Here is a 20,154-nt window from a genome sequence, read left to right on the forward strand (position 1 = left end):
CGGCACCCCGCGCGGGGTGGCGGCCCTCCTGCGTGCGAGCCCACCGGTGGGTGGGGTGGGCGCCTCAGGCGTCGGGGGCGAAGCGCGTCAGGGTCGGCGGCGCGCTCAGCAGCTCCCCCAGGCGGGAAGCACCCTCGGGGGTGGCCCGCCAGGCGCGGTAGGCGTCGTCGGCGGCCAGCGACTCCCAACGCTCCAGCACCAGCACGTGCGTCTCGTCGGCCGTGTCGCGCATGACCTGGACCTCCAGGCACCCCGCGAACTCGCGGGTGGCCGCGAGGGTCTCGGTGATGATCGCCGGGGCGTCGGCGAGCGCCTCGGGCTTCAGGCGCAGGTCCAGCAGGGACGTGATGCTCACGGGTCCTCCTCGTCGCGGTCTGCCGCGAGGGTAGTCACGTGAGCACGGGCCACACCCGCTGCAGGGGCCCTCGGGCGCTTCAGCCGTCGAGCGGGTCAGTCCTCCAGCGCCTCGGCGGCCTCGTCCTCACCGAGGGCCTCGCGCACGAGGCGCATGACCAGCCCCGGGGAGTAGCCGCGCCGGGCGAGGACCCCGGCGAGCCGGCGCTGGCGGGTGGCGCGGTCCAGCCCGCGACTGGCGGCCAGGGGCCGGCGCAGCAGGTCGCGCGCCGCCTGCTCCTCGGTCTCTGCGTCGACGCCCTCCAGGGCGTCGCGCGCGGTTTCCTCGTCCACGCCCTTGCGGCGCAGCTCCTGCGCCAGGGCGCGCTTGCCGCGGCTGCGCGAGCGGGAGTGCACGTACGCCTCGGCGAACGCGCCGTCGTCGACGAGGCCGACCTCCTCGAACCGGTCGAGCACGTCGGTGGCGACCTGCTCGGGAACGTCCTTGGCGACCATCCTCTCGGCGAGCTGGGCACGCGTGCGCGGCGCCATCGTCAACTGGCGCAGCGCGATGGCGCGGGCGACGTCGTGCGGGTCGGCCTCCCGGTCCGGGTTCTCGTCCGGACCGGGAGGCCGCTGACCGCGCGGGCCTCGACTCAGAACGCCACCTCGGCCTCGGCCTCGGCCGGGGCGTCGACACGGGCGCCGATGCCGAGCTTCTCCTTGATGCGCTTCTCGATCTCGTCGCCGAGGTCGGGGTTGTCGCGCAGGAAGGCGCGGGCGTTCTCCTTGCCCTGGCCCAGCTGGTCGCCCTCGTACGTGTACCAGGCGCCGGACTTGCGCACGAAGCCGTGCTCGACGCCGAGGTCGATCAGGCCGCCCTCGCGGGAGATGCCGTGGCCGTAGAGGATGTCGAACTCGGCCTGCTTGAACGGCGGGCTGACCTTGTTCTTGACGACCTTGACGCGGGTGCGGTTACCGACGGGGTTGGTGCCGTCCTTCAGCGTCTCGATGCGCCGCACGTCCAGGCGCACCGAGGCGTAGAACTTCAGCGCCTTACCGCCGGTCGTGGTCTCCGGCGAGCCGAACATCACGCCGATCTTCTCGCGGAGCTGGTTGATGAAGATCGCCGTGGTGCCGGAGTGGTTCAGCGCACCGGTGATCTTGCGCAGGGCCTGCGACATGAGGCGGGCCTGCAGGCCGACGTGGCTGTCGCCCATCTCGCCCTCGATCTCGGCGCGGGGCACCAGGGCCGCCACGGAGTCGATGACGATGATGTCCAGCGCCCCGGAGCGGATCAGCATGTCCGCGATCTCCAGGGCCTGCTCGCCGGTGTCCGGCTGGGAGACGAGCAGCGCGTCGGTGTCGACGCCCAGCTTGGCGGCGTAGTCGGGGTCCAGCGCGTGCTCGGCGTCGATGAAGGCGGCGATGCCGCCGGCCTTCTGCGCGTTGGCGACGGCGTGCAGGGCCACGGTCGTCTTGCCGGACGACTCCGGGCCGTAGACCTCCACGACGCGCCCGCGCGGCAGGCCGCCGATGCCGAGCGCCACGTCGAGGGAGATCGACCCGGTGGGGATGACCTCGATGGGCGGGCGGCTCTCGTCGCCCAGGCGCATGACGGAACCCTTGCCGAACGACTTGTCGATCGCGGCCAGGGCGGATTCGAGGGCCTTCTCGCGGTCCGCAGGAGCGGGCATGTCTCACCTCGGGTTGGGGTGGCCGACACTTCGGCCCGGTGTGTTCTTCCGACCCGGGGAACGCTACGACCCGCCTCCGACACGAACGGCGCACGCGGCCCGGCGTGTGGAGGGCGGGACCGGACGGCCCCCTGTGGAACACCCGCGATCCTATCCGTACAGGTGTTCGACGCCCAGTCCCGCACGGTCCCGGGCGCGTCGCCCCGCCGGCCGCCTAGGCTGCCGCCACCCGCCGGGCGGCGGGACCCGACGAGCAGCGACGGAGCGCACGTGAGCAGCACCACCCCGGTCCCCGGGCAGCCGCAGGTCCTGGACGAGCGCGGGCGCGGCCTGCTGGACGAGGGGACCCGCCTGGAGCACCTGGGCAGCGCCAGCACGTGGGCCGAGGGCCCGCTGTGGCTGCCGGGCGAACAGGCCGTCCTCGTCAGCGACATCCCCGGCGACCGGGTGCTGCGCTGGGACGAGGCCGACGGCCTGCGGGTGGACCGCGAGCGCGCCGGGTTCACCAACGGCCGCACCCTGGACCGCGAGGGCCGCGAGGTCTTCTGCTCGCACGGGCGGCGCTCGGTGGAGCGGCGCGAGCGGGACGGCTCCACGACCGTCCTGGCGGACGCGTACGCGGGGGCTCGCCTGAACTCCCCCAACGACGTCGTGGTCGCCTCCGACGGCGCCGTGTGGTTCACGGACCCGCCCTACGGCATCAGCGTGCCGGAGGAGGGGTACGAGGGCTTCCGCGAGTACGGCGACAACCTCGTCTTCCGCCTGGACCCGGCCACCGGTGAGCTGCGCGTGGTGGTGGCGGACGTGGAGGAGCCCAACGGGCTGGCGTTCTCCCCCGACGAGTCCCTGCTGTACGTGGCCGACACCTCCGCCGCCGCCACGCCCGGCGCCGGGTCGAACCGGCTGATCCGCGTCTACGACGTGCGGCGGGGCACCCCCGGCGGGCGCGGGCCGGACGCGCGGCCCGGCGGGCCGGTGGCCAAGAACGGCCGCGTCTTCGCGGCGGTGGACCGCGGGCTGGCCGACGGCTTCCGCGTCGACACCGCAGGGAACGTGTGGACCTCGAACGGCGACGCCGTCACCGTCCTCGCACCCGACGGCACCCGGCTGCTGGAGGTCGTCGTCGGCGAGGTCGTGGCGAACCTCTGCTTCGGCGGCCCCGAGGGCGGCGACGTGTTCATCGCGGCGTCCACGAGCCTGTACCGGCTGCGCACCCGCGCCACCGGTGCCGGGCTGTGGTGGCTGCGGGACTGAGGGCGCGCCGCGCGGTTCAGCGCCGGGGCGGGCGGTCCCTGCCCAGGCGCCGCTCCGGCGGCACGTCCATCGCGTCGCACAGCGCCAGCCACACGCGCTTGGGCTCCTCACCGGCCTCCAGGGCCTGCAGCGGGGTGCGCTCCCCCAGGGCCAGCAGCACCTGGTCGTGCGCGAGGGAGCGACCGTAGGCGCCGCCGAACTCGTCCTCCACCAGGGCCCAGAACTCGCTGACTCGCACGCGGGCAGGGTGTCACGACGCGCGCCGCGCCGCCGGGACCGGGTGGGACGGGAACGGGGGCGGCCCGGTGCGGGAGCGCCGGGCGGCGCGTGTCGGAGGCGGGTGCTGGGATGTGGGCGTGTCCCCCCGTGCCGAGCGACCCGCCCCCGAGACCACCGCCCCGGTGGACGCGGACCCCGGCACGGGGCCGGACGCCACGCCCGGCGCGGCGCAGGTGCTGGGCCGCTTCTCCGAGGCCACGCGCGCCTGGTTCACCGGCGCCTTCGAAGCGCCCACCCCGGCCCAGCTGGGCGCCTGGGACGCCGTCAGCCGCGGGCAGCACGCCCTCGTCGTGGCACCCACCGGCTCGGGAAAGACGCTTTCGGCGTTCCTGTGGGCCCTGGACGGCCTGGCCGCGGAACCGGTGCCGGAGGACCGCGACCTGCGCTGCCGGGTGCTGTACGTCTCGCCGCTGAAGGCGCTGGCGGTGGACGTCGAGCGCAACCTGCGCAGCCCGTTGACGGGGATCCGGCAGGCGGCGCAGCGCCTGGGCCTGCCGGTGCCGGAGGTGCGGGTGGGCGTGCGCTCGGGCGACACCCCCGCCGACGAGCGGCGCTCGTTCACCCGCACCCCGCCGGACGTGCTCATCACCACCCCCGAGTCGCTGTTCCTGCTGCTGACCTCCAAGGCGCGCGAGCAGCTGCGCGGGGTGCGCACCGTCGTCCTCGACGAGGTGCACGCGATGGCCGGCTCCAAGCGCGGTGCGCACCTGGCCCTGTCGCTGGAGCGGCTGGACGCGCTGGTCACCGCTGCCGGCGGGCAGCCGGCGCAGCGGGTCGGCCTGTCCGCGACGGTGCGCCCCGTGCAGACGGTCGCGCAGTGGGTCTCCGGCGGGCGCCCGGTGAGCGTCGTGCAGCCGCCCTCCACCAAGCGCTTCGACCTGCGCGTGGTCGTGCCGGTGCCGGACATGAGCGAGCTGGACTCCTCGGGCCGCGGGCCGGCCGACGAGGACGACCTGACCGGCCAGGCCGCCGGGGACCCGCGCCGGGCCAGCATCTGGCCGCACGTGGAGGAGCGCATCGTCGACCTCGTCGCAGAGCACCGCTCCACGCTGGTGTTCGCGAACTCCCGCCGGCTGTCCGAGCGGCTGACCTCGCGGCTGAACGAGGTCTGGGACGAGCGCCTGGCCCCCGACGCGGGGACGAGCGAGGACGGCGGCGACGACCGGGAGGGCGGCGGCGCGCCCGCACCGGGTCCGGGCGGGCCTGCGCGCCGGGTACCGGCCGAGCTCATGGGCGGGGCCGGTGCCGCCGCGAACGCCCCGGCGGTGCTGGCGCGCGCCCACCACGGGTCGGTGTCCAAGGAGCAGCGGGCCCTGATCGAGGAGGAGCTCAAGGCGGGGCGGCTGCCCGCCGTCGTCGCCACCTCCAGCCTGGAGCTGGGCATCGACATGGGGGCGGTGGACCTGGTGGTGCAGGTGGAGTCCCCGCCGAGCGTGGCCAGCGGCCTGCAGCGCGTCGGGCGCGCCGGCCACCAGGTCGGCGCGGTCTCCCGCGGGGTGCTCTTCCCCAAGTTCCGCGGCGACCTGCTGCAGACGGCCGTGGTCGTCGAGCGCATGCGCGACGGGCGCATCGAGGAGCTGCGGGTGCCGGCGAACCCGCTGGACGTGCTGGCCCAGCAGGTCGTGGCGATGGTCGCGATGGACGAGTGGACCGTGCCGGAGCTGCACGAGCTGGTGCGCCGTGCCGCGCCGTTCGCCACGCTGTCGCGCCCGGTGCTGGACGCGGTGCTGGACATGCTCTCCGGGCGCTACCCCAGCGACGAGTTCGCCGAGCTGCGCCCGCGGCTGGTGTGGGACCGCGTCACCGAGACCCTCACCGGCCGCCCCGGTGCGCAGCGCCTGGCGGTCACCAGCGGCGGCACCATCCCCGACCGCGGCCTGTTCGGCGTGTTCCTGGCGAGCGGTGAGGGACCGGGCCGGCGCGTGGGCGAGCTGGACGAGGAGATGGTCTACGAGTCGCGCGTGGGCGACGTCATCACCCTGGGCTCCTCGGCGTGGCGGGTCGAGGACATCACGCACGACCGGGTGCTCGTCACCCCCGCGCCGGGCCAGCCGGGCCGGCTGCCGTTCTGGCACGGCGAGGCGCTGGGTCGACCGGCGGAGCTGGGACGGGCGCTGGGCGCCTTCGTGCGCGAGCTGGGCTCGCTGGACGGCGGGTACACCGGTGCCGCAGCCCGGGAACGGGTCCTGGCGTCCGGGATGGACGAGTGGGCCACCGACAACCTCGTGGCGTACCTGGCCGAGCAGCAGGAGGCCACCCGGCACGTGCCCGACGACCGCACGATCGTCGTGGAGCGCTTCCGCGACGAGCTGGGCGACTGGCGCATCTGCGTGCACTCCCCCTTCGGCGGGCAGGTGCACTCCCCGTGGGCGCTGGCGGTGGGTGCGCGCATGCGCGAGCGCTTCGGCGTGGACGTGCAGGCCATGCCCGCCGACGACGGCATCGTGCTGCGCCTGCCGGAGGTGGACCTGCCCGAGGGGCAGACCCCCGACGTGGCCGACCTGCTCGTGCTGGAGGCCGAGGAGGTCGCCGAGCTGGTGACCGCGGAGATCGGCGGCTCGGCGCTGTTCGCGGCTCGCTTCCGCGAGTGCGCCGCTCGCGCCCTGCTGCTGCCGCGCCGCCAGCCGGGCCGCCGCCAGCCGCTGTGGCAGCAGCGCCAGCGCGCCGCCTCCCTGCTGCAGGTCGCGAGCCGCTTCGCGAGCTTCCCGATCGTGCTGGAGACGGTGCGCGAGTGCCTCTCCGACGTCTTCGACGTGAGCGGCCTGGAGCAGCTGATGCGCGACCTCGCCGCCCGGGAGGTGCGCGTGGTGGAGGTCGAGTCGCAGCAGCCCTCGCCGTTCGCGCGGGGGCTGATGTTCGGCTACGTCGCGCAGTTCCTCTACGAGGGCGACTCCCCGCTGGCCGAGCGCCGCGCGGCCGCCCTCGCGCTGGACCCGAGCCTGCTGGCCGAGCTGCTCGGCCGCGGCGAGGGCGCGGCGCTGCGCGACCTGCTGGACCCCGAGGCGGTCGAGCGCACCGAGGCCGAGCTGCAGCGGCTGGCGCCCACGCGCCGGTGCGCCGACGCCGAGGACGTCGCCGACCTGCTGCGGGTGCTCGGGCCGCTGAGCACCGCCGAGGTCACCGCGCGCAGCGGCCGCTCGGCACCCGACGAGGAGCCGGTGACCGTGCCCGAGGGCGAGGTGGCGCGCTGGCTGGTCTCGTTGGAGGAGGCGCGCCGGGCCCTGCGGGTGCGCATCGCCGGCGAGGAGCGCTGGGCCGCGATCGAGGACGCCGGCCGGCTGCGCGACGGTCTGGGAACCCCGCTGCCGGTGGGGGTGCCGGAGGCGTTCACCGAGCCCGTCGCCGACCCGCTGGGCGAGCTGCTGGGGCGGTACGCGCGCACCCGCGGCCCGTTCACGGTGACGCAGGCCGCCGCCCGCTTCGGCATCGGGCGCGCGGTCGCCCACGACGCGCTGCGGCACCTGCAGGCCGCCGGCCGGCTCGTGGAGGGCGAACTGCGCCCCGGCGGCACCGGCCTGGAACTGTGCGACGCCGACGTGCTGCGGGTCCTGCGGCGCCGGTCGCTGGCGGCGCTGCGCGCCGACGTCGAACCCGTCGCCCCGCGCGACCTGGCGCGCTTCCTGCCCACCTGGCAGGGCGTGGGCACCGGCCTGCGCTCGCGGCTGCGCGGCGTGGACGGCGTGCTGCGCGCCGTGGAGCAGCTCGCGGGCGCCGTGGTGCCGGCCAGCGCGCTGGAACCGCTGGTGCTCGCCTCGCGGGTGGAGGGCTACTCCCCCGCCATGCTCGATGAGCTGACCGCCGCCGGGGAGGTCGTGTGGGCCGGGCACGGCAGCCTGCCCGGAGACGACGGGTGGGTCTCCGTGCACCCGGCGGAGCTGGCGCCGATGACCCTGCCGGACCCGGCGGAGTCCGAGGTCGTCGCGGACACCGAGCTGCACCGGGCGGTCCTGGAGGCCCTCGCCGGAGGGGGCGCGTTCTTCTTCCGGGCCCTGGCCGACGCGGTCGGGTCCACGGACGACGTGGCCCTGGCGAGCGCCCTGTGGGACCTGGTGTGGGCCGGGCGCCTGACCAACGACACCCTCGCGCCGCTGCGCAACCGGCTGGGCGGCGGCCGCGCCGCCCACCGCACCAAGCGGGCCACACCGCGCTCGCGCTACGCCCGCTACGGCGGCGTGCGCCGTCCCGGCGCCGGCCTGCGCGGTGCCGAGCTGCCCCCGCGCGGCGGGCCGCCCTCGGCCGCGGGCCGCTGGTCGCTGCTGCCGGAGCTGGAGACCGACGCGACCGTGCGCGCCCACGCAGGCGCCGAGGTGCTGCTGGACCGGCACGGGGTGCTCACGCGCGGTGCGGTCGCCGCCGAACGGGTGCCGGGGGGCTTCGCCGCCGTGTACCGGGTGCTGGCCGCCTTCGAGGAGGCCGGCCGGGCACGGCGCGGCTACTTCGTCGAGGGGTTGGGAGCCTCGCAGTTCGCGGGCGGCGGCGCCGTGGACCGGTTGCGCGACAGCGCCCGCCCGCTGGGAGGGCACAGCCCCTCCCAGCGCCGCGACGAGCGGGCCGAGGCCCGACCGGGAGCGCTGGTCCTGGCCGCCACCGACCCGGCCAACCCGTACGGCGCCGCCCTGGGCTGGCCCGAGCGCCCGGAGGCGGGCGCCGGTGCCGGCGGGCACAAGCCCGGCCGCAAGGCCGGTGCGCTGGTGGTCCTCGTGGACGGCGCGCTCGCCCTGTACGTCGAGCGCGGCGGCCGTTCGCTGCTGTCGTGGAGCACCGAGCCGGAGGTGCTGCAGCCCGCGGCCGACGCCCTGGCCCTGGCGGTGCGCGACGGCGCGCTGGGCAAGCTGACCGTCGAGCGCGCCGACGGCGCGGAGGTCCTCACCGCCGGCTCCCCGCTGGGCGCGGCGCTGGAGTCCGCCGGCTTCCGCGCCACCCCGCGCGGCCTGCGGATCCGCACGTGACGCGCGGGCCGGTGGCCCGGGTCCAGGGAGCCCCCCGTGCCCGAGGGTGACGTCGTCTGGCGCACCGCGCAGCGGCTGCACCGGGCGCTCGCCGGGCGGCAGCTGCTCGCCTGCGACCTGCGCTGGCCGAGCCTGGCCACCGCCGACCCGTCGGGCCGGCGCGTGCTGGAGGTCGCCAGCGCCGGCAAGCACCTGCTGACGCGGCTCGACGCGGCGGACGGGGAACCGCCCCTGACCCTGCACAGCCACCTGCGCATGGAGGGCTCCTGGTACGTCGAGCGCACCGGCTCCGGCGGCCGCGGACGCCGCTCGGCCTCCGGGGTTCGGGCGGTGCTGACCACCGTCGAGTGGACCGCGGTGGGGCACGAGCTGGGGATGCTCGACCTGGTGCCCACCAGCGCGGAAGCCGGCCTGGTGGGCCACCTGGGCCCGGACCCGCTGGGGCCGGGCTGGGACGCCGCCGAGGCCGAGCGCCGCCTGCTGGCGGTGCCCGGCCGGCACGTGGGCGAGGCGCTGCTGGACCAGCGGGTGCTGGCGGGCGTGGGCACCTTCTACATGGCCGAGGCGTGCTTCCTCGCCGGCGTCAGTCCCTGGAGCGCGGTGCAGGACCTGCCGCGCCCCGCCGCGCTCGTGGGCCTGCTGCACCGCCTGCTGCACGCCAACAAGGACCGCGCTGGCCAGATCACCACCGGGGACCTGCGTCGCGGCCGGCAGAACTTCGTGCACGCCCGCTCGGGTCTGCCGTGCCTGCGCTGCGGCGGCACGGTGCGGGTGGCGCTGGTCGGCCCGCCGCCGCAGGAGCGCACCGCGTTCTACTGCCCGCGCTGCCAGCCCGGCCCCGCCCCCACCGACGACGGCCGCCCGCAGCAGCCGCTGGGCGCCGCCCGGCGGCCCCGTCCGGACGGCGCGCGCACGCCCCGGCGTCACACGCCCGTCACGTGGAGCGGCCCCCGGTGACGGTCCCGTGACACTGCCGCGGGATCCCCCCTTCCACCGCGCACGGCCCCTGCCGGCTGGTCACGGTGGTCCTGCAGCGCCCACCCGGTGGGCGCCGGAGGACCACCGACCACCAGGAGGAAGCCGTGTTCAGCCGATTCCGCACCCGCCCGTCCGCCCGGACCGCCGCCGCGGGGGTCGTGTGCTTCGCCGCCCTCAGCCTCACCGCCTGTGGGGACACCGCCGGCGAGGAGGAGGGCACCACCGTCGAGGACGTCCAGGACGCCGACGACGACACCCAGGAAGGTGCCCAGGAGGACGCCACCACGCCCTACGACGGGGCCTACGACGGCACGTTCTACGACGACGTCGACACCTACGTCGGTCAGGAGGTCACCGTGTCCGCGGAGATCGACCGCGTCGTGTCGCCGCAGGCGTTCGTCATCGCCGGCACCGCCGACACCACCGTGGACCCGATGCTCGTCGTGGGTGCCAGCGAGGTTCCCGGCCTGACCGAGGGCGCCGTGGTCGAGGTCACCGGCACGGTGAACGAGGCCTTCGACCTGCCGCAGGTCGAGGAGGACACCGGTGTGAACCTCCAGGACGACCTCTTCAACGACTACGACGCCGAGCCGTACATCACGGCCACCTCCGTCACGGTCGTGGACGCGGAGGACGAGCCGGACGTCGACACGGGCACGGCGACCGGGTCGCCCACCAGCACCCCCACCCCGTCGACGTCCTGACCTGACCCGGGCGACCGGACGGGAACCACCGGGGAACCGTCGCCGTCTCGCCGGTGCCGGTGCGGGTGCGCCGTGCCCGCACCGGCGGGAGGATGGCGCCGTGTCCCGGTCGGTGCTCGTGGTCGAGGACGACCCGATGGTGCGCCGGGTCGTGCGCATGACACTGGCCGCCGAGGGGTACGACGTGACCGAGGCGGACACCGGGGAGGCCGCGCTGGAGCGGCTGGGTGAAGCCCCGGTGGACGCCGTGCTGCTGGACCTCATGCTCCCCGGGCTCGACGGGTTCGAGACGTGCCGGCGCATCCGGCGCACCAGCGACGTGCCCGTCATCGTGGTCACCGCCCGTGCCGACAGCCACGACGTGGTCGCCGGCCTGGAGTCCGGCGCCGACGACTACGTCACCAAGCCGTTCGTCCCGAAGGAGCTCACCGCCCGCCTGCGGGCGGCCCTGCGCCGCAGCCCCACCTCGGACCCGTCCCCGCGGGTGCAGGCCGGGGACCTGGAGATCAGCTCCCGGGACGGGCTGGTGCTGCGCCGCGGTGAACCCGTGGACCTGACCCGCACCGAACTGCGCCTGCTGTGCGAGCTGGCGGCGGCCCCCGGTCGCGCCACGACCCGGGAGGAGCTGCTGGAGCGCGTGTGGGGGTACGGGTACTTCGGCGACAGCCGGCTCGTGGACGTCCACGTGCGGCGGCTGCGCACCAAGGTGGAGGACGACCCGGCCCACCCCCGGCACGTCGTCACCGTGCGCGGGATCGGGTACCGGTTGCAGCCGTGAGCCCGGCCCGGGCGGCGCGCGGAGCGGCGACGTCCGCCCCCGCCGGGCGCCGCGCGGAGCGGTGGCGCAGCCTGCGCGGGCGCGCGACCCTCCTGGTCACGGGTCTGGTGCTGGTGCTGACCGCCGTGACGATCGCGGCGGTGTGGACGACGGTGTCGCAGTACCTGCTGGTGCAGCGGCAGCGCTCGGCCATCGCGCAGGCCAGTGCCAACGCCGCGCAGGTCGAGCGTGGTCTGCGCACGCAGGGCCTGCCGGCCGCCGACCTGCTGGCCCAGCTGCCGCGCGAGTCGGGCTCGACGTCCCTGCTGCTGCGGCGCGACGCGTGGGCCACGACGTCGCTGACGGTCGGCGCGGAGGACCTGCCCGCGGACCTGGTCGAGGCGGTCGTGACCGGGAGCGCCGCCACCCAGCGCATCGAGGTCGACGGCGGGGTGGCGCTGGCCGTGGGCGTCCCCCTGGCCGGGCTGGGCGAGGCGTACTTCGAGGTCTTCGGGCTGGGAGAGCTGGACCGCACGTTCCGCGCGCTGAGCACGGGGCTGGGTGCGGCCGGGGTGCTGCTGCCCTGCTCCGCGCTGCTGATGGGCCGGTGGCTCACCCGCCCGGCGCTGCGGCCCCTCGAGGAGGTCTCCACCGCGGCCGCCGCCATCGCTTCGGGCGACCTGGGCGCCCGCATCGACCCGCGCGGCGACCCGTACCTGGTGCCGCTGGCGGAGTCCTTCAACGCCACCGCCCGGGCTCTGGAGCAGCGCGTGCTGGCCGACGGGCGCTTCGCCGCGGACGTGGCGCACGAGCTGCGCACCCCCCTGACGACGATCCTGGCCGCCCTGGCCATCGTGGAGGCGCGGCGCGAGCACCTGCCCGCCGACGCCCGCGAGGGGCTCGACCTCCTGCACCTGGAGCTGGGCCGATTCCACCGGCTGGTGCTGGACCTGCTGGAGATCTCCCGCTCCGACCCCGGCGGCGCCTCCGCCGCCGTGGAGAGCGTCCTGCTGGTGGACCTGGTGTCGCACTCGCTGCCCGAAGCGGTGCGCCCGCTGCCCGCGGTGGACCCCGGTGTGCGCGGGCTGCGCGTGTGCGCGGACAAGCGGCGGCTGCGGCAGGTCGTCGTCAACATCGTCGAGAACGCCCAGCAGCACGGCGGCGGCGTCACGCGCGTGACGATCTCGCGCAGCGGCGACCGGGGCCTGGTCGTGGTCGACGACGCCGGGCCCGGCGTGCCCCGCGACGAGCGCGACCGGATCTTCGAGCGCTTCTCCCGCGGCCGCGGCGGGGACCGCTCCTCCACGCGGGGCGCGGGTCTGGGGTTGTCGCTGGTGACGCGCCACCTGCGCAGCATGGCCGCCGGTGTCAGCGTGACCGACAGCCCCGAGGGGGGCGCCCGCTTCGTCGTCTCGGTCCCCGTGGAGGACGCGTGAGCAGGTCCCACCGCCACGGGCGCGGCCCAGCGGCCCTGCTGGTGCTGCTGCTGGCCGGCTGCGGGGTCGGCGCACAGGCGGAGCCCACGCGGGTGGCGCTGCCGGCGGGGAGCACCCCGACGACCAGCGGCAGCACCGGTGGCGCCTTCGTCCTGCGCGTGTACTTCGTGCGCGGCAACGACCTGGCGGCCGTGGAACGGCGTGCCGACACCGCGACCCCCCAGGCCGTGCTGGACCAGCTCGTCGTCGGGCCGCGCCGCTCGGAGGTGGCCGGCGGGGTGCGGACCGCGGTGGCCCCGCAGGAGCTCCTGGCCACGATCGAGCCGCCCAGCGAGGTCGTGGTGGCGGCAGGGCGGGACTTCGCCAACGTCGGAGGTGCCAACCAGCTGCTCGCCGTCGCCCAGCTGGTGTGGACCCTCACCGAGCTGCCGGGCGTGCGGACGGTCCGCTTCACGGTGGAGGGCGCGCGGGTGGAGGTGCCCACCGACGAGGGCCTGACCAGCGCACCGGTGGGTCGCGACGACTACCGGTCGGTCCACCCGCCCGGCACCTGACCAGCCGGTCGGCAGGCCCGCACGGCGACCGGGGTGGTGGGCCTCAGGCCGCCGGCAGCAGCCGGCGGCGCAGGACCAGCTCCAGCTCCTCCGGCAGCCCGTCGAGCTCCAGGGAGAACTCCCCGCCACGACCGGCGACGAGGTCCTCCAGCGCGGAGTCGACGATGGCGTCGACGGCCTGGTCCACGACCTGCTTCTCCGCCGCGGTCTCGTGCGCCGCCACGGCGGGGGCGGGTTCCACGCGGGGCAGGTGCGGGGCGGTGGCCACGGCGGCGCGGGGCGCGACCTTCGGGGAGGTGGGTGCGGGCACGAGCCCCTCGGCCGCGTAGGGGCGGCGACCGCCCTCCTCGTCGGCGATGCGGCGCGTCACCTCGCCCAGCACGTGCGACAGCGGCACGTCCAGGGCGGTGCAGATGGAGGCGAGCAGCTCGCTGGAGGCCTCCTTCTGGCCGCGCTCGACCTCGCTGAGGTAGCCGAGCGAGACGCGGGCGGTGGAGGAGACTTCGCGCAGGGTGCGCTGCTGGCCGCGCCGCTCGTCGCGCAGCACGTCACCGATCGTCCGGCGGAGCACGACCATGCGGCGGCCTCCCTCAGGGAGTCGAGGGGGCAGGCCTCGGAGGGCCGGTCGTCCGTTCGGCGCTCCTCGGTGGCTGCCCGTGGTGGAACCACCACCGTACCCCGGGGAACGCGTCGAGGTCGTGGCGGGAAGGGGGTTGCGCACGTCCAGCTCAACTCCCGGCGGACCCCCCGTGTTCCGCCGGCGGGCCGTTGTGATGCGTTCCTCAGCCGTTCCCCAGCCGCTGCGCGGCCGGGCCCGGGGCGCCGCCGCCGAGCACGTCGGCGAGGTCGGTGAGGACCGCGTCGACCGCCGCCCGCCGCACCGCGGCGCGCTCCCCCGCCAGCGCCAGCCGGCGGGCCGCGGCACCGCCGGGCACGGCGTCGGCGGCGACGGCCACGAACACCGTGCCGGCCGCGTGCCCGTCGGCGGGCCCGGGACCGGCGACGCCCGTGGTGGCCAGGCCGACGTCGGCACCCAGGCGGGTGCGAGCCCCTCGCGCCATCTGCCGCGCGACCTCGGCGTCCACCGGCCCGGTGCGGGCCAGCAGCCCGGCGTCCACGCCGAGCACCGACGCCTTCAGCTCGGTGGCGTAGGCCACCACCGCGCCGCGCACCACGGCGGAGGCGCCCGGCACGTCGACCAGCGCCGCGCACACCAGGCCACCGGTGAGGGACTCCGCGGTGGCCACGGTCAGCCCGGCCGAGCGCAGCGCCGCCACGACCCGCGCCGCGCAGCCGGGCGGTCCCTGCACCGCGGGGCTCACGAGCGCAGCAGCCGCGCTCCGGCGGCGAAGTACCCGCGGGCGCTGGTCAGCGTGAGGACCACGGCGGCGAGCATGACGAGCAGGCACGGCCAGCGCGCCCACTCCGGCAGCGGCAGGACGAACAGGCCCACGGCGACGGTCTGCACGACCGTCTTGACCTTGCCACCGCGGTCGGCGGGGATGATGACGCCGCGGCGGATGACCAGGAAGCGCAGCGCGGTCACCAGGACCTCGCGGGCCAGGATCAGCCCCGTCATCCACCAGGGCACCCGGCCCTGCAGCGACAGCACCACCAGGGCGCTGCCGATGAGCGCCTTGTCGGCCAGGGGGTCTGCGACCTTGCCGAAGTCGCTGACGGTGCCCCAGCGGCGGGCCAGCTGCCCGTCGTAGCGGTCGGTGATGCTGGCCGCGACGAACACCCCCGCGGCGGCCAGCCGCCAGCGCCAGTCCCGCCCGCCGTCCTCGGCGAGGAACCACACGAACAGCGGCACGAACACCAGCCGCAGCACGGTCAGCGCGTTCGGCAGGTGCAGCCGGTGCGCGGTGCGCCACTCGAAGCGGCCGGTGCCCCGGCTCACGACGGCCCCGGCGTTCCGGCACCCACCAACGGCTCGGCGAGCAGGTCGGCGCCGGAGACGCCGGTGACGCGTGCGCGCACGAGGTCGCCGACCGCCACGCGGTGGCCCGCCGGCAGCTCCAGCTCCGTCTCGCCGTCGACGTCGGGGCCCTGGTGGGCGGCACGGCCCACCACGTGCGGGTCGCCCTCCTCGTCGAGGACCGACTCCACGAGGACGTCCACGACCTCCCCCAGGCGCTCCTCGGCGCGCTGGGACACGAGCTCCTCCACGAGGCGGCTGACGCGGTCGGCGCGGTCGGCGACGACGTCGTCGGGCAGCTTCCCGTCCAGGCCGGCGGCCTCGGTGCCGTCCTCGTCGGAGTAGGCGAAGACACCGACGACGTCCAGGCGCGCGCGCTCCAGGAACGAGCACAGCTCGTCGACGTCGGCCTCGGTCTCGCCCGGGAAGCCGACGATGACGTTCGAGCGGACCCCCGCCAGCGGGGAGCGCTCGCGCACCTGCTCCAGCAGCGCCAGGAACGGCTCGGTGCCGCCGAAGCGGCGCATGCGGCGCAGCACCGTCGGCGCGGAGTGCTGGAAGGACAGGTCGAAGTAGGGCACGACGCCGTCCGTGGCGGTCAGCGCGTCGAGCAGACCGGGGCGCACCTCGGCGGGCTGCAGGTAGGACACCCGAACCCGCTCGATGCCGTCGACGGCCGCCACCTGCGGCAGCAGGGCCTCCAGGGCGCGCAGGTCGCCGAGGTCCTTGCCGTAGCTGGTGGTGTTCTCGCTGACGAGGAAGACCTCCTTGACGCCCTGCTCGGCCAGCCAGCGCGTCTCGGCGAGGACCTCGTCGGCGGGGCGCGAGACGAAGGAGCCGCGGAAGGCCGGGATGGCGCAGAAGGTGCAGCGCCGGTCGCAGCCGGCGGCGATCTTCACCGGCGCCCAGGGGCCGGAGCCGAGGCGGCGCCGCACCACGCGCGGGCCGCTGGCGGGGGCCAGCCCGGCGGGCAGGTCGGGCAGGACGACGGGGGCTGCGGCCCGGGCGGCCTGGCGCTCGGCGGGCGCCAGCGGCAGCAGGGTGCGCCGGTCGCGCGGGACGTGGGCCTGCGGGCGCTCGCCGTGCAGGATCGCCTCGAGGTGGCCGGAGAGGTCCGCGTAGGAGTCGAAGCCGAGGACGGCGTCGGCCTCGGGCAGCGACTCGGCGAGGTCCTTGCCGTAGCGCTCGGCGAGGCAGCCGACGGCCACCACGGCGCGCGTGCGGCCGGACTCCTTGAGGTCGGCGGCGGCCAGGACCGTGTCGATGGAGTCCTTCTTCGCCTGCTCGACGAACCCGCAGGTGTTGACGACGGCGACGTCGGCGCCGTCGGCGTCGTCGACGAGGTCCCACCCGGCGTCGGCGAGGCGGCCCGCCAGCTCCTCGGAGTCCACGTCGTTGCGGGCGCACCCGAGGGTGACGAGGGCGACGGAGCGGCGTTGCGCGGTGGGGCCTGGCACGTGCCCAGGGTACGCAGTCCGGGGTGGTGTCCTAGCCGGCGCGCAGCCGCGAGGGCGGGGGGCCGGGGTGCGGGACGCGCCCGACCTCACCGACGGCCGGGGGGTGGGCAGCTGCCGGTCCGGGCGACTCGTGCTCACGCGCCTGCCCACCGGCCTGCTCACCGGCCTGCTCACCGCCCTGCTCACCGCCCTGCTCGGCGGCCGCCGGCGACGGCACCGGCGGGTGCGGCTCCTCCAGCAGCGCGCGCATGGAGCGCGTGGGCCGGAACCAGCCGCCGTCCGGCGGGAGCGCGGACAGCCGGGTCCGGCCCAGGGAGACCTGGAAGGCGCCGGGGACGTCCTCCAGGTCGACGAACTCGATGTGCGGGGACTCCTGCGCGTAGCCGGCGACCTCCGCGAAGGACAGCACGACGCAGCGGACGCCGGCGCGGTGCAGCTCCTCCAGGGGGCCGAGGAAGTTGCGCCCGTCGCCGCTGGCGACGACGAGGCGGCGCAGGTGGTGGCTGGCGGCGCGCTCGGCGATGTGCCGCAGCATCGCGTCGTCGACGTCGTCCTCGGGGTGCAGCTTCGGCCGGGCGAAGACGGCGTAGCCGAAGCTGCGCAGCGCCTCGATCCAACCGCGCAGGGAGACGGCGGCGGTGGGCTGGACGTTGGTGAACACGCAGCCCTCGACCTCGTGGTCGCCGGCCCCGGCGAGGAACCAGCGGGCGATCGCGTCGAAGCGCGGGCGGTCGGAGGAGGCGGGGCGGGAGCCGAGGATGGCCGAGAGGGTCATGTCGACGTTGGGCGCGTCCCACACGAGCAGGTCGAGGTCGCGAGCGGGCTCGTGGGGGCGCGGCGAGTCCATGTCCCACAAGTTACACGGAGAGTCACCACGTTGCGACGCAACGCACCGTCTACTGTCACGCGTCGTACATCTAGTTGCTACTCGTCGTCATTCGACTCAGCGCTGGGTCAGCTCCCAGGCGTCCTCGGGCCCCTCCGCGGCGACCTCCTCCAGTTCACCGCCGGCCGTCGGCTCCTGCGCGCGCGGCGGCTCCTCGCCGCGCATGAGGGCGAGCGTGGCCGGCAGGTCCTCCGGTCGCACCAGGACGTCGCGTGCCTTGGAACCCTCGCTGGGCCCCACGACGCCGCGCGACTCCAGCAGGTCCATCAGCCGGCCGGCCTTGGCGAACCCGACCCGCAGCTTGCGCTGCAGCATCGAGGTGGACCCGAACTGCGTGGTGACCACCAGTTCGGTCGCCTGCAGCAGCACGTCGAGGTCGTCACCGATCTCCTCGTCGATCTGCTTCTTCTGGGTCGGGGCCACCACGTCGTCGCGGTAGGCGGGCGCGAGCTGCGACTTCACGTGCGAGACGACGGCCTCGATCTCGCTCTCGGTGACCCAGGCGCCCTGCACGCGCATCGGCTTGGAGGCGCCCATCGGCAGGAACAGCGCATCGCCCTGGCCGACGAGCTTCTCCGCCCCCGGCTGGTCCAGCACGACCCGCGAGTCGGCCAGCGAGGAGGTGGCGAACGCCAGCCGGCTGGGCACGTTCGCCTTGATCAGGCCGGTGACCACGTCCACCGAGGGGCGCTGGGTGGCCAGCACCAGGTGGATGCCCGCGGCGCGCGCCAGCTGGGTGATGCGCTGGATGGAGGCCTCGACGTCACGGGGGGCGACCATCATGAGGTCGGCCAGCTCGTCGACGATGACCAGCAGGTACGGGTAGGGCTGCAGCACCCGCTGCGAGCCCTCCGGGGGCCGGACCTTGCCCGCGCGCACCGCCTTGTTGAAGTCGTCGATGTGCTTGAACCCGAAGGCGGCGAGGTCGTCGTAGCGCAGGTCCATCTCGCGCACGACCCACTCCAGGGCCTCGGCGGCCTTCTTGGGGTTGGTGATGATGGGCGTGATGAGGTGCGGGATGCCCTCGTAGATCGTCAGCTCCACGCGCTTGGGGTCCACCAGGACCATGCGCACCTCGTCGGGCGTGGCCCGCATGAGGATGGAGGTGATCATCGAGTTGACGAAGCTGGACTTGCCCGCGCCGGTGGCGCCCGCGACGAGCAGGTGCGGCATCTTCGCGAGGTTGGCGATCACGAAGCCGCCCTCGACGTCCTTGCCGACGCCCATGACCATCGGGTGCTCGGTCCGGGTGGCCACCTGGCTGCGCAGCACGTCGCCCAGCGAGACGGTCTCGCGGTCGGTGTTGGGGATCTCGATGCCGATGGCGGACTTGCCGGGGATGGGCGACAGGATCCGCACGTCGGCGCTCGCCACCGCGTAGGCGATGTTCTTGGACAGCTGGGTGACGCGCTCGACCTTCGTGCCGGCGCCCAGCTCCACCTCGTAGCGGGTGACCGTCGGGCCGCGGGAGAAACCGGTGACGCGCGCGTCGATGTCGAACTGGTCCAGCACCCCCGACAGCGCCTCCACGACGCGGTCGTTGGCGGCGCTGCGCTCCTTGGGCGGGCTGCCGGGGTTGAGGCTGGCGGGCTCCGGCAGCGCGTAGGTGACGTCGCCGGCCAGTGCGAGCTGCTCGATGCGCGGCGGCATCGGCGTGTGCGGCGGGGCGGGCAGGTCCTTGGGCTTGGCGGCCGGCACGGCGGCGGCGTCGACCGCGGGCCGCGCGGGCCCGTCCGTCGCCGCGGCCGCGGCGGGCGGGTCGGCGGGGGTGGGCCGGCGCTCACCCGGGCGCGGACCGGGGGCCGGGGGCTGCGCACCGGGCGCGGCGCCGTCGGTGGCGACGGCCTGCTCGAACGCCTCGTCGCCGACGCGGGCCTCCAGCTCGCGCGCCTCCCGCTCCCTGTCGCGGCGGCGCTTGCGCGGCGGGGTGTCGCCGTCCTCCTCGTCCCGGGGGCCGGCGGCGGCGCGCGCACGGGCCAGCGCGGAGGCGGGCAGGTCCTTGCGGCGCCCGGAGGCGGCGGTGCGCGCCCCGGCGCCCGCCTCGGCGGGCGGGTGGGGGCGGTGCGTCAGCCGCTCGTAGGCCTCGCGGAGGCGGGCGGGGATGGCGTGCACGGGGGTGGCGGTGACCACCAGCAGCCCGAAGAAGCCCAGCAGGAGCATCAGCGGGACGGTGACCCAGTTCGTCAGCGCCGTGGACAGCGGGCCGGCCACGAGGAAGCCGACCATCCCGCCCGCGTCGGTGACCACGTCGGCGCCGGCGGGACCGGTGGGCGAGGGTGCGTCGGCGGCCAGGTGCACCAGCCCCGCGGCCGACAGGGTCAGGGCGGTGGTGCCGACGACGGCGCGGGTGGTGGTCTGGGTGCGGTCGGGGTGGCGCAGCAGGTGCACGGCCAGGCCGAGCAGCACCACGGGCAGGGCCAGCGCGACCTCGCCGAAGGTGCCGGCGGCGACGGTGTGGATCACCTCCCCGGCGCGGCCGGGCAGCCCCCACCACTCGCGGGCGGCCACGACGATCGCCAGCCCCAGCAGCGCCAGGCCCACCCCGTCGCGGCGCAGCTCGGGGTCCAGGTCGCGCGCGCCGCTGCCGATGCGGCGCACGGCACCGCCGACGAGGTGGGCGCAGCCCGTCCAGGTCGCCGAGACGGCGCGCACGGGCCAGCTGGGGCCGCTGCGCGCGGGCCGGGCCGGGGCGGGGCGGCTGCCCCCGCGGGCACGGGCCGTGGCGGCCGAGGACCGCCCGGACGTCCTGGCGGACGTCCTGGCGGGCGTCCTGGCGGGCGTCTTGGCGGTTCCGGCCTTGGCCACCGTCGGGCCCCTTCCCTGGGGGGTGCGCGCGGACGCGGATCGGGGCGCGGGCGCGCGACCCCCGCTGCCCCTGGCTCCCCTCTCCGGCGCGGTGGAGCGTGCGTTGGTGCGGGGGGCCATGGACCTCACCGTACCCAGGGGCGGCCG

The 20,154-nt window shown here is 76.1% G+C and carries 16 protein-coding genes and 1 pseudogene; 7 read left to right on the plus strand and 10 right to left on the minus strand.

Annotated elements, in window-relative coordinates:
- Positions 1 to 64: 64 nt before the first annotated feature.
- The 3 genes from ACRYR8_RS11385 to recA all read right to left on the minus strand — a co-directional run bounded on the left by ACRYR8_RS11385 (position 65) and on the right by recA (position 2,030).
- A complete protein-coding gene (locus ACRYR8_RS11385; protein WP_432484654.1) occupies positions 65 to 355 on the minus strand; it encodes a putative quinol monooxygenase in 291 nt (96 codons plus the stop codon).
- 95 nt (positions 356 to 450) lie between these two features.
- Entirely contained in the window at positions 451 to 993 is a 543-nt protein-coding gene (locus ACRYR8_RS11390) for a regulatory protein RecX (protein ID WP_432484699.1), read from the minus strand.
- Complete coding sequence (recA, locus tag ACRYR8_RS11395) at positions 990 to 2,030, minus strand: recombinase RecA (RefSeq protein WP_432484656.1); 1,041 nt, start codon at positions 2,028 to 2,030, stop codon at positions 990 to 992. The genes ACRYR8_RS11390 and recA overlap by 4 nt, the downstream gene beginning before the upstream one ends.
- Before the next feature lie 270 nt (positions 2,031 to 2,300).
- On the opposite strand from recA, the gene ACRYR8_RS11400 reads away from it, so the two are divergent.
- Positions 2,301 to 3,284 (plus strand): SMP-30/gluconolactonase/LRE family protein, encoded by a 984-nt coding sequence (locus tag ACRYR8_RS11400; protein ID WP_432484658.1) that lies wholly within the window; start codon positions 2,301 to 2,303, stop codon positions 3,282 to 3,284.
- Between the two features lie 16 nt (positions 3,285 to 3,300).
- On the opposite strand, the gene ACRYR8_RS11405 is transcribed toward ACRYR8_RS11400, so the two are convergent.
- Positions 3,301 to 3,522: a DUF3046 domain-containing protein gene (locus ACRYR8_RS11405; protein WP_432484660.1), complete on the minus strand. Its 222-nt coding sequence runs from the start codon at positions 3,520 to 3,522 to the stop codon at positions 3,301 to 3,303.
- Between the two features lie 163 nt (positions 3,523 to 3,685).
- Here ACRYR8_RS11405 and ACRYR8_RS11410 point away from each other — a divergent pair, with 163 nt between their 5' ends.
- The 6 genes from ACRYR8_RS11410 (at position 3,686) to ACRYR8_RS11435 (ending at position 12,941) form a co-directional block, all read left to right on the plus strand.
- Positions 3,686 to 8,512, plus strand: coding sequence for an ATP-dependent helicase (locus ACRYR8_RS11410; RefSeq protein WP_432484700.1), 4,827 nt, complete (start codon positions 3,686 to 3,688; stop codon positions 8,510 to 8,512).
- Between the two features lie 36 nt (positions 8,513 to 8,548).
- Positions 8,549 to 9,469: a DNA-formamidopyrimidine glycosylase family protein gene (locus ACRYR8_RS11415; RefSeq protein WP_432484662.1), complete on the plus strand. Its 921-nt coding sequence runs from the start codon at positions 8,549 to 8,551 to the stop codon at positions 9,467 to 9,469.
- Positions 9,470 to 9,594: 125 nt separating this feature from the next.
- Positions 9,595 to 10,194 carry a hypothetical protein gene (locus tag ACRYR8_RS11420; protein ID WP_432484664.1) on the plus strand — a complete coding sequence of 200 codons (600 nt, stop codon included), beginning with the start codon at positions 9,595 to 9,597 and terminating at the stop codon, positions 10,192 to 10,194.
- A 100-nt stretch (positions 10,195 to 10,294) separates the two neighbouring features.
- Positions 10,295 to 10,972: a response regulator gene (locus ACRYR8_RS11425; RefSeq protein WP_432484666.1), complete on the plus strand. Its 678-nt coding sequence runs from the start codon at positions 10,295 to 10,297 to the stop codon at positions 10,970 to 10,972.
- The gene (locus ACRYR8_RS11430) at positions 10,969 to 12,387 is read left to right on the plus strand and encodes a sensor histidine kinase (protein ID WP_432484668.1); all 1,419 of its coding nucleotides are present in this window, start codon (positions 10,969 to 10,971) and stop codon (positions 12,385 to 12,387) included. Before ACRYR8_RS11425 ends, ACRYR8_RS11430 begins: the two co-directional genes overlap by 4 nt.
- Entirely contained in the window at positions 12,384 to 12,941 is a 558-nt protein-coding gene (locus ACRYR8_RS11435; RefSeq protein ID WP_432484670.1) for a GerMN domain-containing protein, read from the plus strand. The genes ACRYR8_RS11430 and ACRYR8_RS11435 overlap by 4 nt, the downstream gene beginning before the upstream one ends.
- 238 nt (positions 12,942 to 13,179) lie before the next feature.
- Here the strand turns inward: ACRYR8_RS11435 and ACRYR8_RS11440 are convergent.
- The 6 genes and pseudogenes from ACRYR8_RS11440 to ACRYR8_RS11465 all read right to left on the minus strand — a co-directional run.
- A pseudogene (locus tag ACRYR8_RS11440) lies at positions 13,180 to 13,518 on the minus strand (helix-turn-helix domain-containing protein); the annotation flags it as partial.
- 205 nt (positions 13,519 to 13,723) lie between these two features.
- Complete coding sequence (locus ACRYR8_RS11445; RefSeq protein ID WP_432484672.1) at positions 13,724 to 14,263, minus strand: CinA family protein; 540 nt, start codon at positions 14,261 to 14,263, stop codon at positions 13,724 to 13,726.
- The gene (gene pgsA, locus ACRYR8_RS11450; RefSeq protein ID WP_432484673.1) at positions 14,260 to 14,841 is read right to left on the minus strand and encodes a CDP-diacylglycerol--glycerol-3-phosphate 3-phosphatidyltransferase; all 582 of its coding nucleotides are present in this window, start codon (positions 14,839 to 14,841) and stop codon (positions 14,260 to 14,262) included. Before pgsA ends, ACRYR8_RS11445 begins: the two co-directional genes overlap by 4 nt.
- Positions 14,838 to 16,316: a 30S ribosomal protein S12 methylthiotransferase RimO gene (gene rimO / locus ACRYR8_RS11455; protein WP_432484675.1), complete on the minus strand. Its 1,479-nt coding sequence runs from the start codon at positions 16,314 to 16,316 to the stop codon at positions 14,838 to 14,840. The genes pgsA and rimO overlap by 4 nt, the downstream gene beginning before the upstream one ends.
- Positions 16,317 to 16,347: 31 nt before the next feature.
- The gene (locus ACRYR8_RS11460; RefSeq protein WP_432484676.1) at positions 16,348 to 17,163 is read right to left on the minus strand and encodes an NYN domain-containing protein; all 816 of its coding nucleotides are present in this window, start codon (positions 17,161 to 17,163) and stop codon (positions 16,348 to 16,350) included.
- 96 nt (positions 17,164 to 17,259) lie between these two features.
- A complete protein-coding gene (locus tag ACRYR8_RS11465) occupies positions 17,260 to 20,127 on the minus strand; it encodes an FtsK/SpoIIIE family DNA translocase (RefSeq protein ID WP_432484677.1) in 2,868 nt (955 codons plus the stop codon).
- Between the last annotated feature and the right edge of the window lie 27 nt (positions 20,128 to 20,154).

Origin of the sequence: Kineococcus esterisolvens (assembly GCF_050871405.1) — a bacterium.
Taxonomy (GTDB): Bacteria; Actinomycetota; Actinomycetes; order Actinomycetales; family Kineococcaceae; genus Kineococcus.